At 63.1% G+C, this 14886-nt stretch carries 13 protein-coding genes; 8 read left to right on the top strand and 5 right to left on the bottom strand.

Annotated features, from left to right (window positions below; all coding sequences use genetic code 11):
• Positions 1–12 precede the first annotated feature (12 nt).
• From CEY11_RS01065 to CEY11_RS01085, 5 genes are all read right to left on the bottom strand, one after another.
• A complete protein-coding gene (locus CEY11_RS01065) occupies positions 13–855 on the bottom strand; it encodes an enoyl-CoA hydratase-related protein (protein WP_088601482.1) in 843 nt (280 codons plus the stop codon).
• Between the two features lie 11 nt (positions 856–866).
• Positions 867–1721 (bottom strand): enoyl-CoA hydratase/isomerase family protein, encoded by an 855-nt coding sequence (locus tag CEY11_RS01070; RefSeq protein WP_088601483.1) that lies wholly within the window; start codon positions 1719–1721, stop codon positions 867–869.
• A 298-nt stretch (positions 1722–2019) separates the two neighbouring features.
• The gene (locus tag CEY11_RS01075) at positions 2020–2823 is read right to left on the bottom strand and encodes a FadR/GntR family transcriptional regulator (RefSeq protein ID WP_088601484.1); all 804 of its coding nucleotides are present in this window, start codon (positions 2821–2823) and stop codon (positions 2020–2022) included.
• Positions 2824–2971: 148 nt separating this feature from the next.
• Complete coding sequence (locus CEY11_RS01080) at positions 2972–4555, bottom strand: class I adenylate-forming enzyme family protein (protein ID WP_088601485.1); 1584 nt, start codon at positions 4553–4555, stop codon at positions 2972–2974.
• Positions 4552–5793, bottom strand: a complete 1242-nt coding sequence (locus tag CEY11_RS01085) for a CaiB/BaiF CoA transferase family protein (protein ID WP_158215156.1) — start codon at positions 5791–5793, stop codon at positions 4552–4554. Before CEY11_RS01085 ends, CEY11_RS01080 begins: the two co-directional genes overlap by 4 nt.
• A gap of 269 nt (positions 5794–6062) precedes the next feature.
• On the opposite strand from CEY11_RS01085, the gene CEY11_RS01090 reads away from it, so the two are divergent.
• The 8 genes from CEY11_RS01090 (at position 6063) to CEY11_RS01125 (ending at position 14868) form a co-directional block, all read left to right on the top strand.
• Positions 6063–7706, top strand: coding sequence for an AMP-binding protein (locus CEY11_RS01090; protein WP_088601487.1), 1644 nt, complete (start codon positions 6063–6065; stop codon positions 7704–7706).
• A gap of 156 nt (positions 7707–7862) precedes the next feature.
• Entirely contained in the window at positions 7863–8735 is an 873-nt protein-coding gene (locus tag CEY11_RS01095; protein WP_088601488.1) for a metal ABC transporter solute-binding protein, Zn/Mn family, read from the top strand.
• A 12-nt stretch (positions 8736–8747) separates the two neighbouring features.
• Positions 8748–9542, top strand: a complete 795-nt coding sequence (locus tag CEY11_RS01100; protein WP_088601489.1) for a metal ABC transporter ATP-binding protein — start codon at positions 8748–8750, stop codon at positions 9540–9542.
• Positions 9535–10353, top strand: a complete 819-nt coding sequence (locus CEY11_RS01105) for a metal ABC transporter permease (RefSeq protein ID WP_088601490.1) — start codon at positions 9535–9537, stop codon at positions 10351–10353. The genes CEY11_RS01100 and CEY11_RS01105 overlap by 8 nt, the downstream gene beginning before the upstream one ends.
• Positions 10350–12461 carry a TonB-dependent receptor gene (locus CEY11_RS01110; RefSeq protein WP_233154658.1) on the top strand — a complete coding sequence of 704 codons (2112 nt, stop codon included), beginning with the start codon at positions 10350–10352 and terminating at the stop codon, positions 12459–12461. The genes CEY11_RS01105 and CEY11_RS01110 overlap by 4 nt, the downstream gene beginning before the upstream one ends.
• A gap of 163 nt (positions 12462–12624) precedes the next feature.
• Positions 12625–13137, top strand: coding sequence for a Fur family transcriptional regulator (locus CEY11_RS01115; RefSeq protein WP_158215157.1), 513 nt, complete (start codon positions 12625–12627; stop codon positions 13135–13137).
• Positions 13138–13185: 48 nt separating this feature from the next.
• A complete protein-coding gene (locus tag CEY11_RS01120) occupies positions 13186–13908 on the top strand; it encodes an amino acid ABC transporter ATP-binding protein (protein ID WP_233154671.1) in 723 nt (240 codons plus the stop codon).
• Positions 13909–13986: 78 nt separating this feature from the next.
• Positions 13987–14868, top strand: coding sequence for a glutamate ABC transporter substrate-binding protein (locus CEY11_RS01125; RefSeq protein ID WP_088601493.1), 882 nt, complete (start codon positions 13987–13989; stop codon positions 14866–14868).
• The last annotated feature ends 18 nt before the right edge of the window (positions 14869–14886 follow it).

Below are 14886 nucleotides of genomic sequence, written 5' to 3' on the forward strand. Positions count from 1 at the left end.
ATGCCATGGATTCTATTGCGTGGCGGATAGCGGAAGAAATGACGCCACGCGTTTGTCTTTCATCGCCGCTACGCCTTCGCGGCAGTCGGGGTGCTTGAGCAGTTGCGCGGTAAGTTCTCTCGATTTTTCGATCGCGGCACCTGGCATGAGGTGCAGTTGTTCGGCATAGATTTGCCGTTTCATCGTCTTCACTGCTATCGGCGAGACCGCGGCGGCCATTTCCCTGGCCCTGGCAAGTACCTGCTGTTCAAAGTCTTCGCGCGGCAAGACGCCGTGCAGAAAGCCCAACGCGTGCATTTCTTCTGCCGGCACCACGCGCCCGGTGAGCAAGATGTCGACGGCTGGCGCCAGGCCGATAAGCCGCGGCAGTATCCACGACAGGCCATACTCGGCCGGCAGGCCCAGCCTGGCGGTGGAGGTGGTGATCTTGGCGCCCGCAGCGGCAAACCGCAGGTCGCAGAAGGCCGCCAGCGCCACGGCAATGCCGGCGCATGCACCATTGATGGCGGCGATGACCGGCTTCGAAAGGCCCCAATGCCAGATCAGTTCGTGGTCGAACTCGGGGTGTATGCCATGGCCGGGCGTCGCCATCTCGAGTTCGGCCGACGCCTGGATATAGTCTTTTTTAGAGTCCTGGTGATGCTCGAGCGCGCGGAAGTCGGCACCCACGCAGAACGCCCGGCCGGCGCCGGTCACCACGATGACGCGGACTGCGGGGTCGCGCTCGAACGACTCGATGATTTCTTTGTATTCCGCATTCATACGATGCGTCCACGAGTTGCCGCGCTCTGGCCGGTTCAAGCGCAGCAAGCCCACGCCGTCCTTGATTTCATGCTGGGTGACATGCAGTTCCATCTTTGCGCCTCTCAGTTCTTGAAGTGCTTGTCGCGTTCTTTGAAGGTGGCCGTGGTGCCTTCCAGGCTGCGTTCGCGCACGAAGTTGAATTCGTCGGGCTCCAGGCGCAGGCTGGTGCCCAGCGTGTGACCCACGTAGCCGCGGCCGAATTGCTCGGCGGCGCCGAGATTCTCCATGGCCATCTGGTGCATGGCCTTGCCGGTGACCAGCGCATCGCGCGCGTGCCGGGATATTCGCTGTGCCCAGTCTTCAACTGTGTCTTCGAGCTGCTCTGCCGGCACGGAACGGTTGACCAGGCCCAGGGCTTCGGCGGCCGGGCCGTTGAACTCATCGCCCAGCAGCATGAGCTCGCGGGCCTTTTTCGCCCCGTACATCAGGATCTGGCTGTTCATGTGCCAGGTATTGCCCGCCAGGCCCAGGCGCTGTTCCGCGTGGCTGAAGCGCGTGCCGTCTTCGGCGATGGCAAGGTCGACCAGTTCGACGATGTACATTCCGACCCCTGTGCAGTGGCCATGCACCTGCGCGATGATGGGTTTCATGGAATTCTGGAATGCCATGTAATTCATGCCCAGCTTGCGATCCCGCAGCAGGCGGGAACGAATACTGGGCCTGCGCGGCTTCGCTTCAGACCGCGCGGCGTCCAGCCCGTACAAACGCAAGGCGTCGTTGTAATCATGGCCGGCGCAGAAAGAAGGGCCGTTGCCCTTGAGGATGATTACTTTGATGTCGTCGTCGTCTTCGGCCGAGTGCAGGGCTTCGACCAGCTTGTCGAGGTCGTCGAAGCGCAGTGCATTATGTTTTTCCGGGCGGTTGAGAATCAAGCGGGCAATGCTGCCATCTTTCTCGACAATCACGCTGTCGGTCATGGGGCTGTACTCCGGATCTTAATGGATGACCCATTGTCCTCTCTGGCAAACTGGATGTCAATGCCGATATGCGGGGATTGTGCAATTCGGCGCGTATTTCCGACTGTCCGGAATTAAGGCGATAGGGAGAAATGAGGGTGCGCCCGATGCGGCAGGTTCGGGCCGTTGAAACCTGTCCGGCAGCCCGGATCACAACCCGCTGCAATGGTTTGCAGTGGGCAGGCAATGCGCACTTAGAGCAGCGCGCCGTCCGGTTCGACAGCGTCCCGCGGAAGCTTCGGGGGAAAGGTTTGCCGCGTCAGCGCGGCGCGGATGTCCGCGCCGGACGGGAACGAGGGCGCGAGCGGGCTGTAGCCTCTGCCAAATAGATCTTCTGTAGCCTGAGCAGGTGTTCCCGCATCTTCTCTGCCGCGGCGTCGGCGTCCTGAGCTTTCAGATCGGCCAAGAGTTTGTATCGAAATGGCATGACGGTGGCATCGGTGGTGCGCATGAATTCTTCTACGAATCGTTGCGTCATGGCCAGAACCGCATCGGTGATGATTTCCAGGAGAGGATTGTGCGTCATGCGCGCCAAGACCTGGTAGAACTCGAGGTTCACCTGAGTGCGCCGCTTGACGTCTCCGGCCTGCACCGCGGCTTTAGCCGCCCGCACATTGGCTTCGAGTTCTTCGAGTTCTTCGTCGGTGCGGCGCTCGCATGCCAGGCGGACGATTTCGACGCCGATGAGCAGGCGCGCCTCGGTAAGGTGGGTCGGCTGGATCGTGCCCAGCGAGTACAGATCCCCCAGGCCGGCTCGAACCGCGTCGCCGCCTCCATCCCTGATGAAAGCGCCGCCGCTGGCGCCTTTTTTTACATCGAGCAGGCCGCTGTCGGTCAATGAGCGCAGCGCCTGGCGTACAGAATTCCGGCTGACGGAAAATTGTTCGGCGAGATCTCGCTCGGAGGGCAGGCGGTCGCCGGCTTTGAGCGTACGCGAACTGATCATGCCGCGTATCTGTGCCTGAATGGCATCGGCGGGGCGGATGCCATCGTCGACCGGTTTGAACGCAATATGCTTGGTCTTGCGAACCCTGGGAGTGGCCCTGGTGGAAGAATTGCTCATGGATGATCTCTGCACGCTGTAGCTCAGTTTTAGGCCGGGTACGCTTGCGAAGTGTACTATGAGACACCAGCAGGTTCGGGCGGGCCAGGCTCCGTCTGCATGTGTACCGGCAAGCGTGGGCTCGTCGCGGCCCGATCCATGCGTGGCGTCAGTCCCCGGCCCAGTTCGCCCGCAGTTCCGACTTGGCAATCTTCCCAGAGGCGTTCGTTGGCAGTGCCTCGCTGCGCAGCCACCAGCGGGAAGGCACTTGGAATTTTCCGAGCCGGTTCAGCGCATACGCAGTCAACTCTTCTATGTCGGCACTGCATCCTGGGCGAAGCGCGACGACCGCCGCGACTTCTTCCCCGAGGTCGGCATGCGGCATCGGGATGACCGCCACTTCGCGAACGGCAGGGTGCCGGGCAAGGCATTGCTCCACATGCGCGCATGCCACGTTTTCTCCGGCACGGATCACAATGTCTTTCGAGCGGCCGCTCAGGTATAGAAAACCGTCCTGCAGCCACCCCAGGTCGCCGGTGCCGATCCAGCCTGCCGCATCCGCCACCGGCGTGGGGTCTGCCCAGCAGCCCAGGGTCGCGGTCGGCGTGCGAACTTTGATTTCTCCGATGCCGTCGGCATTCGGATTGGCAATCTTCATCTCGACCACGGGCAATGGCCTGCCCACGCAACCGGGGCGATTCTGCAGGTCGGTCGCGGAGCCGGCGGCGACGACACCGCCGGCCTCGGTGCAGCCATACAGGCTTCCAACGCTTTTCTTCACGCCCGGGAAGGCACGTTGAACCCGCTCGCGCAGGGTAGGGGAGATCGCCGCGCCTCCCATGGGAATCGATCGCAGCGTCGATACATCGAAGCGTTCGAGTTGTGGATGATCCAGGACACGCGAAACCATGGTAGGGATGCTGCCCCACACTCTGACGCGTTCGCGCTCGACCAGCTTCAGCACCGCCTCGGCCTCGAAGCGGCCTTCCAGCAGCACCAGCTTGCCACCCGACAACAATGTCGAGATACTGACCTGGACGCCCGCAAGATGGAATAGCGGTACGGTAAGCAGACTGACCGTGCCGGTCGCGTCAGCGGGCAGCTCATCGGGCAGCCGGCCCGTCAGAACGAGCAGGTTCTGGATATTCGCGATCAGGCCGCGATGCGACATCAGCACGCCCTTGGCGCGTCCGGTAGTGCCGGAACTGAACATGATGACCGACAGCGAGTCTTCGTCAACCTCCTGCGTGGAAAGCGGTTCGGGCTGCGTTGCGGTGTCGGCTGCAACGCGTAGCATTCCGATGTCCAGCACTGCGTCGGCTGGCGCAAGGCCGCGCTTGCCGGGTTGGTCGGCTACCACCAGGGCCGGCTCGATTTCTGTCAGCGCTGCCCGCACTTCTTCTGCACTCCACCAGGCGTTGGCGAGCACCGCTACACCGCCCAGCTTCTGGATCGCCCAGAAGGCGGCAAGCCACTCGATGCTGTTGTAGGCCAGCAGCACCACCCGGCTTTCCGGCCCGACGCCGCGGCTATGCAATACCCCAGCTGTTCGATCCACCGCGTTGGAGAATGCAGTAAAGCTCAAGCGGCGCCGGCCTTCGACGACGAATTCACGCGTGCCCCAGCGCTGGGCGGCATCCGCCAGCAACTGCGCGACGCAATGCGGCCGGTTTCGATATACCCGGCATGGGTTGCCACGCACTTTGGTTTGTTCAATTTCGCGGCCCCAGATGGAGCGATGGGCTTGTGTCATGCTTCACCTTCTTTGGATACCGCCTGCGCCAGCAATTGCTGGATCGTTTCTTCGGGGAGGCCGAATTCGGCCAGAACCTCGGCCGTGTGCGCCCCGGTGGCTGGCGCCCCTGGCGCACGCGAACGGCGGGCGAGATCGAAGCGTAGCGGGTTGTCGACGGATTTTTCTCCGTCGACTTCCACCCAGGCTCCAATTGCGGCGGCTTGCGGGTCGGTCAATACTTCTTCGGGGGTTTGAACCGGCGCCCACCAGACCTGATGCTCGTCGAACCGGTCTTTCCAGTAGCTCAGGGTCTGGCCGCCGAACGCCTTGTCGAGCAGCCGGATCAGTTCGCTGCTATGGGCGGCGATCGAACGGGGCGACTGAAACCGTACATCGCCGATCAGGTCTTCACGGCCGATGGCCTGCAGCACGTTGGGCAGGTGCCGCCGCGCTTCAACACCTACGAGAAAGAACCAGCGCTTGTCGGCGGTGCAGTATGAGTTGTACATCGGGGTTCTCGACTGCTCGCGCGGCCGGGGCGGCCGGGGATGTCCCCCAAGCGCCTGCTGCCCAAGCTCGCTGCCCAGCGCCCACATGCCGGTACGCAGCAGCGAAGCCTCGACGAAGCGGCCGTGGCCTGTCTTCTGCCGTTCGAGCAACGTGGCAAGAATCCCGGTTGCAGCGCTGAGCGCGGTGAAGGCATCGCCAATTCCCTGCAACAGGGCGGGCGGGGCTGTGCCCTCGGTGGTGATTTCGTGCGCGATGCCGGTTCTGCCGAAGAAGGCGGCAATGTCGTAGCCGGGACGATCCTGGTCGGGCCCGCCCCAGCCGTATGCGCTGACGGTGCAATACACCAGGTGGCCGTGGCGATTGCGTACGGCATCCGGGCTCAGGCCCAGTCGCTCCAGGGCATCGGGCTTCAGGTTGGTCAGCAATACGTCGCTGCCTTGCAGCAGCGTCTCGAAGGCCTGCCGGCCCTGTGGAGCCTTGATGTCGATGACGACCGACCGCTTGCCCCGATTGGCGAGCGTGAAGGCGGCGTTTGGCGTTCCATCACGCGCGCCCATGCGCGCAAAAATCGTGCGCATCGGCTCTCCGCCGGGTGGTTCGACCTTGATGACGTCCGCCCCCCAATCACACAACAAGCCGCCGGCCAGCGGGCCCGCCATCCAGTGGCCGAATTCCACCACCCGTACACCATTGAGCGGGCCGCCAGTTTTGTTCTCCCGGTGCGGCTCGGTTGAGGTCTTTTGCATTGTCGAAGTCCTTTGTGTTGCTAGCGGCAGGCTGCCATCCGGTTCCGATTGCCGCATCGTTGCGCGGGTTGTCGCTCCCGGCGACAACCCGGCGTTTTGCAGGCTAGCCTTGCTTGCATATTTGGGTCACCCATTAATTATTGCTTAAGCACATATGCTGCGTCAAACAAAAAAAATTTCGACAGACATGGTTGACTTTGTGCGCTCCAGCCTTGAAAATTGGGTGACCCATTTAAAAGACAACCTGTCAACTACATAGAACTCCAACGATGCAAGACATAACACTGACCAGCTCATACTGGGCATCCGGCGATCAACCGCCGCTATGGGAACTCAGCTTGGGCGAGCTGCTGGAAACGCTTGCGCGCGAGTGTCCCGATCGAATCGGCTTCGCCGAATCGCTGCCTGAAAAGACGCGTCGCTGGAAGTACAGCGAGCTGCTGTTGTGCGGGCAACGCGCCGCCCGGGCGCTGCTCGCGCATTTCAAGCCGGGCGACCGCGTCGCGGTCTGGGCGCCGAACAGCGCAGAATGGGTGCTGCTGCAACATGGTGCCGCACTGGCGGGCATAATCCTGGTGACCGTCAACCCCGCTTATCTGGAAGCCGAGGTCTGCCATGTCCTGCGGGCATCCGGTGCCGTGGGGATTTTTCACGCGGCCCAATACCGCAACACGGACATGGCAGCCATCGTCCGTAGGCTGCGGGCCCAGATCCCCAGTCTCGGGTATTCCTTCGATCTGGCGGACTGGGATGGCTTCCTGAACCTGGAAAACCCCGATTGCGAGCTGCCCCGCGTGGCGCCGCGCGACATCGTGCAGATCCAGTTCACGTCCGGAACCACGGGCAAACCAAAGGGGGCCCAGCTGCATCACCTGGGAATTATCAACGCCTCTCGCTTTGCCGCGCAGCGGGCACGATTCCCCGAAGGCGGCGTGTGGGCGACCGCCATGCCGCTGTTTCACGTCGGCGGCTGCGCCGGCAGTCAGCTGGGCGCCATGACTTCGCGGGGCACGTTCGTGCTGCAGCCGACCTTCGACGCCGCAGACATGCTGCGCATTATCGAACAAGAGCAGGTGCAGCACCTGCACGCCGTTCCCACGATGGTGATCCGCATCCTGGAACACCCCGACCGCGGCAGGCGCAATCTGGCCTCGCTGCGCACGCTGATGAGCGGCGGCTCGCCCTTGCCGGAATCGCTGGTGAGGCGTGCGCGTGAAGAACTGGAGTGCCGATTCACCATTACCTTCGGCCAAACTGAACTCAACGGCGTCGTATGCCAGACCTCTCCCGACGACACCGTCGAGCGCCAGACCAGCACGATCGGACGGCCTTCTCCCCGGATGGAAGTGAAAATCGCCGACCCGGCTTCAGGCGCAGTGCTGCCGCTAGACCAGCCCGGCGAAATCTGGGCCCGGGGCTACCAGGTCATGCATGGCTATTTCAATCTGCCTGAAGGATTGGACGGTTCGATCACCGAAGACGGATGGCTCAAGACTGGCGATGTCGCTTCGATGGATGCGTCCGGTTATTTGCGGATTCGCGGCCGCCTGAAAGACTGCATCATCCGTGGCGGTGAAAACATCTACCCCAGGGAAATAGAAGATGTGCTCGCCGAGCACGCTGCCGTGAAAGAAGTGAGCGTCGTCGGGGTTCCGGATTCCCAGTGGGGCGAAGTCGTGGCCGCCGTCATCAGATTGAACCCCGATGTGGCCCGCCCCGACGTACAAGAGCTGTTTTTTTATTGCCGCAGCCGGCTGGCCGGCTACAAAGCTCCCGTGCAATGGTTCTTCATCGAGCAAATGCCCACTACCACCTCGGGAAAGATCCAGAAATTCGCGCTCCGCGAAAAAATTTGCAGCGCCGGGCTCAGGCCCGAGCCGTTCGAAAAGCCGTCGCGCATACCCGAACCCTGACTTCGCAAGGCGCTGCCGGCAATCGGCAGCACTGACGTCCGAGGCCGCGTTCATGCGTAACGTGTCGTGACGAAGTGCCGCGTCCGTCTCCTGAAATCTCTCGAGTGACAAATGTATATGTGATGTTATAACATTGCATTTTCTACGGAGATTGCAATGAATCGATTCTGGATGCGAGTTGCGGCGCTCGTGCTGACTGGCCTGCCTTTACTCCCGGTCGGCGCCACGGAGCCGATCCGGATCGTGGCGGCCGAGAATTTTTACGGCGACATCGCCCACCAGCTCGGTGGCCCGCATGTGCAGGTCACCAGCATCCTGAGCAATCCCGAGCAGGATCCGCATCTGTTCGAAGCCAGTGCATCGACCGCCAAGGCGCTGAGCGGGGCGCGACTGGTGGTGTACAACGGCATCGATTACGACCCGTGGATGCACAAGCTGCTTTCCGCGTCCCCGAGCCCGGAGCGCAAAGCCATCGTGGCCGGACAGCTGCTGGGCAGGAAATCGGGCGACAACCCCCACTTGTGGTATGACCCGGCCACGATGCCCGCGGTGGCCAAAGCGATCAGCGCACAGCTGGAGGCCGTCGACCCGGCCAACCGGGCAGACTACCGCCGGCGCCTGCATGCCTTGCTGGAGTCATTCAAGCCCATGCGCGACAAGATCCGGGAGATCAAGGCGCGATATGCCGGCACTCCGGTGACCGCCACCGAACCGGTATTCGGCTATATGGCCGATGCATTGGGCCTGTCCATGCGCAACAACGGCTTCCAGCTGGCGGTCATGAACGATACCGAACCCAGCGCCAGCCAGATGGCGGCGTTCGAAAACGATCTGGCCACCGCCCGCGTAAAGATCCTGTTCTACAACAGCCAGGTGGTGGATCAGGCCGCTGAACGGGCCAGGCGCATCGCGCAACAGCATCATGTGGCGGTGGTGGGGGTGACTGAAACCCAGCCGGCCGGGAAAAGCTATCAAGACTGGATGATGAGCGAGCTGGCCGCGACTGAACGCGCCTTGTCCGGCAAATAGGCATCAGTCGCGATGGCTGCGCTTTCATTGACACACGTTTCGATCTCGTTCGGCGCGAGAGCGGTCTTGTCCGACATCTGCATGCAGATCGAGGCGGGGCGCTTCGTGGGAGTGCTGGGGCCCAACGGGGCGGGAAAAAGCACCTTGATGCGGGCGATCCTGGGGCTGGTGCGCCTCGAGCGCGGCGCGATCCAGGTGCTGGGGTGCGCCGCCACGCGCGGCAACGCCGCGATAGGCTATGTTCCCCAGACACGCAGCGCCGCGGCGCGCCAGCGATTGCGCGGCTGGGATCTCGTGGCCAGCGCCAGCAATGGCCATCGCTGGGGCTTGCCGATACTGGGCAAGGCGGCGCGGCGCGATGTGGGCCGCGCCCTCGATGCCGTGGGCGCGACGGATCTGGCGCGGCGGCCGGTATGCGAGCTCTCCGGCGGGCAGCTGCAGCGCCTGTTGATTGCGCAGGCGCTGCTGGGCCGCCCGCGGCTCCTGCTGCTGGACGAACCTCTCATCAGCCTGGATCCGCAACACCAGCGCAGCGTGGTGGAACTGGTCAAACACGTACAGCAGGAAACCGGCATCACCGTCTTGTTCAGCGCTCACGACTTGAACCCGCTTTTGGGCGCGGTGGATCAAGTGCTGTATTTGGGCGGCGGCCGCGCCGCGCTGGGTACGGTGGAAGAGGTCATCACGGCGCCGGTGCTGTCGCGGCTGTATGGCTCGCCGATCGAAGTGCTGAAGATCGAGGGTCGGATTTTCGTGCTGTCGGGCCGGATCGAGGTCGAAAGAGGCGCCCATGTCCACGATGCTTGACTATGACTTCATGCGTAATGCTTTTGCGGCCGGCGGCGTGGTGGCGCTGTTGTCGGGCGTGGTGGGCTATTTTCTCGTGATGCGCGGCCAGACCTTTGCGGGCCACGCCTTGTCGCATGTCGGCTTTGCCGGCGCGACCGGCGCCGCTTTGCTCGGGCTGACACCTCTGGGCGGGCTGATCGGCGCGACCCTGCTCGGCGGGATCGCCATGGGACTCATGGGAGACAGGCTGCAGGGCAGTGATGTCGCCATTGGCGCGATCCTGGCCCTGTCACTGGGGCTGGGCATGCTTTTCCTGCACTTCTACACGTCGTATGCCACCCGGGCGACGGCCTTGCTCTTCGGCAATGTGCTGGGGGTCGGCCTCGACACGGTACGAGCCTTGTTCGCCATTGCGGCGCTGTGCCTGGTACTGCTCGCTCTGATCGCCCGTCCTCTGGTGTTCGCCAGCCTGCAGCCGGAGCTCGCTGCAGCCAAGGGCGTGTCTACGCGGTGGATTTCGGTGCTGTTCCTGGCCGTTGTCGCGCTCGCTACGGCGCAATGCATTCAGATCGTGGGCGTCCTGCTCGTCTTCACACTGATGGTCGGGCCGGGTGCGGCCGCGCAGCGCCTGTCGAGCCGGCTCGGTTTTGGTGTCGCGCTGTCGGCCGGCCTGGCCGTCGCCGAGGCCTGGCTGGGCATCGCGCTCGCCTATTACACGGACTGGCCGACGAGCTTCTGGATTTCGGCGCTCAGCGCCGCAGGCTACCTGCTGGCCGCCTCGATGGGAAGACACACGTTTTTTTCCTTCAGACATATCGACAAGTTATGAAACCTTCCTCTATCGATTTTCCCCGCGCGGTGGCGGCGCTGCCTCGCAACATGCCGCGGCTTGCGGCGCTCGCACCCCTGACGCTGGCTATGGCGCTGGCGCAGTCCGCCCAGGCGCAAACGGATCCGGACGAGAATCGGCAGCCGGCCGTGCTCTCGCCGGTCGTCGTTACCGGCAATCCGCTGGGCAGCGACACGCTTTCCATGCCCTCGACCATACTGGATGGCCGGGATCTGGAGCTGCGCCGCAGCGCCACCTTGGGCGAGACCCTGAATGGCCTGCCCGGAGTGGCAAGCACCACATATGGCCCCATGGTCGGCCGCCCGATCATCCGCGGCATGGACGGCGACCGCATCCGGCTGCTGCAGAACGGGGTGGGCACGCTGGATGCGTCCTCGCTGTCGTATGACCATGCCGTGCCGCAGGATCCGCTGTCCACCGAGCGCATCGAGATCCTGCGCGGCCCGGCCGCCCTGATGTACGGCGGCAATGCCATAGGCGGGGTCGTCAACACCCTCGACAACCGGATTCCGCGCGAACCCATTGAGGGCGTGCAGGGAGGAATCCAGGGCAACTACGGCGGCGCCGGCAACGATCGCGACGGCGCGGTTCAACTGGAGGCGGGCAATGGGAATTTTGCCTTGCACGCGGACGCTTTCGGGCGCAAGACCAGCGAGCTGCGCATCCCGGGCTATGCAAGGTCGAGCCAGCAGCGCGCCAGCGACGGCCCCGGGGTCGAGCAGCCGCGCTACCGCCTGCCCAACAGCGACGGCAGCGACAGCGGCGGGGCACTGGGCATGTCATGGACGGGCGAGCATGGCTATGCGGGCCTGTCCTACAGCGGCTTCGACGCCGACTATGGCTCCGTGGCCGAAGACAGCGTGCGCATCAGGATGCATCAGGAACGCTTCGGCGCGGCCGGGGAAATCCGCGATCTGGCGGGGCCCTTCAAGAGCATCAAAGGCAATTTCGCCTATACCGACTACGAACACAAGGAAGTGGACGACGGAGAAGTCGGGACGATATTCAAGAACCGCGGCTACGAAGCCCGCATAGAGGCGCGCCACGCCGATATCGGGCCATTGCAGGGCGCCTTGGGTGTGCAATTCGGCAGCACGCAATTTTCCGCGCTGGGCTCAGAAGCGCTGGTACCCACGACGACCACCGATACGGCCGCCTTGTTCGCCCTGGAAGAGTGGCCCGTCGACGAGCGCTTCAAGCTCAGCGCGGGGGCTCGCTTCGAATACACCCGGCTGTCGCCATCGCCAGGGGGCAACGAACGCTTCAGCGGGTCGGACAAGGCCAGTTTCACCGCGAGCAGTTTTTCGCTGGGCAGCATTTATAAATTGACCGGCATCTGGACCCTGGCGGCCAATGCCTCATATACCGAGCGTGCGCCGACCTTCTACGAACTGTATGCCAACGGGCCGCACGAGGCCACCGGACAGTATCTGGTCGGCGCCGCCAACCTGAAAAAGGAGCGGGCCTATTCCGGCGACCTGGCCTTGCGCTTCAAAGACGGCCCGCACCGAGGCAGCGTGGGTGTGTTCTACAGCCATTTCACCAACTACCTGGCGGAGTTCAATACCGGCAGGTTCCGCGACGACGACGGCGATCTGGTCAGCGCCGACACCGACGATGCCTTGCCCGAGGCGCAATACCGGGCAGTGCCGGCGGACTTTTTCGGCTTCGAGGCCGAAGGCAGGTTCCGGATATTCGAGCGGGGCGGGCATTTGGTCGATTTGAATTTGTCGGGCGACTACACCAACGCGCGCAACAGCGACACGGGCGAGCCGCTGCCGCGCATCCCGCCATTGCGTCTTACCGCCGGACTGGGCTATACCCTCGGGCCCTGGGGCGCCGGTGTCAGCGCCACGCGCGCATTCGCCCAGCACCGCAAGCCGGACGACGATACGCCGACCAGCGCCTATTACAGCCTGGACGCCAATGCCACCTATCGTTTCAAGACAAATGGCGTGCAATGGCTGGCCTACGTACGCGGCAACAACCTGACCAATCAGACCATACGCTACGCGACCTCGGTCTTGAGAGATATCGCGCCCGAAGGAGGGCGCAGCATCATGGTCGGGATGCGCGGCCGTTTCTAGGCTTGTGTTTCCAGGCTTGTGTTTCCCGCGCCAGCCGCGCGGGCCGCCTGCGACGGCGTGGCCGCGGGCCGGCTCGGCCCGAGCACCCGCGTGCCGGGAAATCGTGGCAGGCAAGGGTTTCGCCGGGTGCGCGCAAGGGCGTCGCGCGTTGTAAACTGTGCGCGTGGCCAGCATATCCAAACCGACTTCCAAACCGTCAGGCTCCAAGGTCGCCTCGCAACTGGAGGCGGCCCAGGCGCATTGCCGCGTCCAGGGAAGCCGGCTGACGGCGCAGCGCAAAGAAATCTTCGAACTGCTGCTGCGGCGCGGCGGATCGGCCAAGGCCTACGACCTGCAGGACGACATGCGCGCGCGCCACGGGCGCGTTGCGCCCTCGACGGTATACCGCGCCCTGGAATTCCTGATGGCCCAGCACTTGGTTCATCGGGTCGACGCCCTGAATACATTCGTGGTGTGCACCGCCGAACACTCGGCGCATCATCCTTTGCTGCTGGTGTGCTCGCGCTGCCAATCCGTAACCGAACTACAGGACGACGCAGCCTACGAGGCCGTGCGCAAGAAGCTGCGGCAGGCCGACTCGGGCTTTGTGGAATCGGACATCGAGGTGAAGGGCGTGTGCGGCAAATGCAGGGCCCAGCTGCCCGCCGTCGAACAGTCCGCCACCGCACATATTTAAAGGCGCAGATACATGAACCACGCCGAACGGACGTCGAACCAGGAACCGATCGTCGAGTTCCGCGGGGTATGGAAGCGCTTCGGCGCGCTGGAAGTGCTGAAAGACATCAATCTGGCGGTCGGGCGCGGCGAGGTGGTCGTGATCATCGGCCCGTCGGGCGCCGGCAAGTCTACTTTGTGCCGCACCATCAACAGGCTTGAGATCATCGATGAAGGGTCGATACTCGTCGACGGCAAGCCCCAGCCGGTCGAGGGCAAGGAACTATACAAATTCCGCGCCGGCATCGGCATGGTCTTCCAGTCGTTCAATCTGTTTTCACATAAATCGATTCTGGACAACGTGACCCTGGCGCCGCGTAAAATCCTCGGCCAGGACAAGGCCCGGGCGCGGGACAACGCCTACCGCCTGCTGGACATGGTCGGCATCCGTTCGAAGGCGGACGCCATGCCGGCGCAGCTTTCCGGAGGCCAGCGCCAGCGTGCGGCCATCGCCCGCGCCCTTGCAATGGATCCCAAGGTCATACTCTTCGACGAGCCGACTTCCGCGCTGGATCCCGAATCGACGCAAGAGGTTCTGGCAACCATGCAGCAACTGGCCGGGCAGGGAACCACCATGATCGTCGTCACGCATGAAATGTCATTTGCCCGATCGTGCGCCGACCGGGTGGTGTTCATGGCCGACGGCGCCATCATCGAGACGGCAGGCCCGGAAGCCTTCTTCACCGAGCCCGAAAGCGAGCGCGCCCGCAGCTTTTTGGCCTCGGTGCGCTGAAAGACTTCGATTTCTTCAGCGGCCGTGCGCAGGTGCATGGCCGCTGCATCACAAAGCAGGTAAAAGGAGTGTAGAGACATGAAGTTCATAAAACCATCAAGAATCTTTCCTTGTCTGGCCGTCGCCGCGGCGTTGGCCCTGGGCGGCAGTGCCGGCGCCTTCGCCGCCTCGGCCGTCAAGCAGTATCCACCAGACACCACCATGGGCAAGATACAGAAGCGCGGCAAGCTGATCGTGGGCGTGAAGGTCGACTTTCCGCTGTTCGGGCTCAGGAACCCGGTAACCGGCAAGCTCGAAGGCATGGACATCCAGCTTGCGCACGGCATCGCCAAGGATCTGACCGGCAGCCCCGACAACATCGAGTTCGTCGAAGTCAATAGCGGCAACCGCGAGGTATTCCTGCAGCAGCACAAGGTGGACATCGTCATCGCCACTTATCCGCCCAACGCGAAACGCGTGAAGGCCGTCGATTTTGCAGGGCCCTACCTGATGAGCCCGATCGGCACCATGGTGAACAAGGACAACACCAGCATAAAGCAGGTGTCTGACCTCAACGGCAAGAACATCTGCGTGACCAAGGGTTCGGGCTCGGAAACATACGTACCCCTGAATGCGCCCAAGGCCAAGCTGACGGTGTTCAGCTCGATGACGCAATGCATGGAAGCGCTGGCGCAGCGGCGGGTCGACGGCGTAACCACCACGCAAAGCATACTGCTGGGGCAAATGAGCCAGAACCCCGGCAAGTTCAAGCTCGTGCCCACGGAATTGCTGAATACGACAGGCAAGAAGGCCTCGGACAATGATTCCATCGGCCTGCCCAAGGGCGACAAGGCGCTGCACGATTACCTGGATTCGTACCTGAAGAAAATCGCCGCCAACGGCGAATGGAAGAAGATCTACGACAGCACGCTGGGCACGGTGATGCCCGGCAATGTCAGCCCGCCTCCCATCCTGTACTAAGAAAACCCGCGGCCAGCG

Source organism: Candidimonas nitroreducens, from assembly GCF_002209565.1.
GTDB classification, from domain to species: Bacteria; Pseudomonadota; Gammaproteobacteria; order Burkholderiales; family Burkholderiaceae_B; genus Candidimonas; species Candidimonas nitroreducens.

What these genes read in the sequence shown, in the direction of transcription:
- CEY11_RS01065 (WP_088601482.1), bottom strand. Translation starts at nt 855, where the DNA reads ATGGAACTGCATGTCACCCAGCATGAAATCAAGGACGGCGTGGGCTTG.
- CEY11_RS01070 (WP_088601483.1), bottom strand. Translation starts at nt 1,721, where the DNA reads ATGACCGACAGCGTGATTGTCGAGAAAGATGGCAGCATTGCCCGCTTG.
- CEY11_RS01075 (WP_088601484.1), bottom strand. Translation starts at nt 2,823, where the DNA reads ATGAGCAATTCTTCCACCAGGGCCACTCCCAGGGTTCGCAAGACCAAG.
- CEY11_RS01080 (WP_088601485.1), bottom strand. Translation starts at nt 4,555, where the DNA reads ATGACACAAGCCCATCGCTCCATCTGGGGCCGCGAAATTGAACAAACC.
- CEY11_RS01085 (WP_158215156.1), bottom strand. Translation starts at nt 5,793, where the DNA reads ATGCAAAAGACCTCAACCGAGCCGCACCGGGAGAACAAAACTGGCGGC.
- CEY11_RS01090 (WP_088601487.1), top strand. Translation starts at nt 6,063, where the DNA reads ATGCAAGACATAACACTGACCAGCTCATACTGGGCATCCGGCGATCAA.
- CEY11_RS01095 (WP_088601488.1), top strand. Translation starts at nt 7,863, where the DNA reads ATGAATCGATTCTGGATGCGAGTTGCGGCGCTCGTGCTGACTGGCCTG.
- CEY11_RS01100 (WP_088601489.1), top strand. Translation starts at nt 8,748, where the DNA reads ATGGCTGCGCTTTCATTGACACACGTTTCGATCTCGTTCGGCGCGAGA.
- CEY11_RS01105 (WP_088601490.1), top strand. Translation starts at nt 9,535, where the DNA reads ATGCTTGACTATGACTTCATGCGTAATGCTTTTGCGGCCGGCGGCGTG.
- CEY11_RS01110 (WP_233154658.1), top strand. Translation starts at nt 10,350, where the DNA reads ATGAAACCTTCCTCTATCGATTTTCCCCGCGCGGTGGCGGCGCTGCCT.
- CEY11_RS01125 (WP_088601493.1), top strand. Translation starts at nt 13,987, where the DNA reads ATGAAGTTCATAAAACCATCAAGAATCTTTCCTTGTCTGGCCGTCGCC.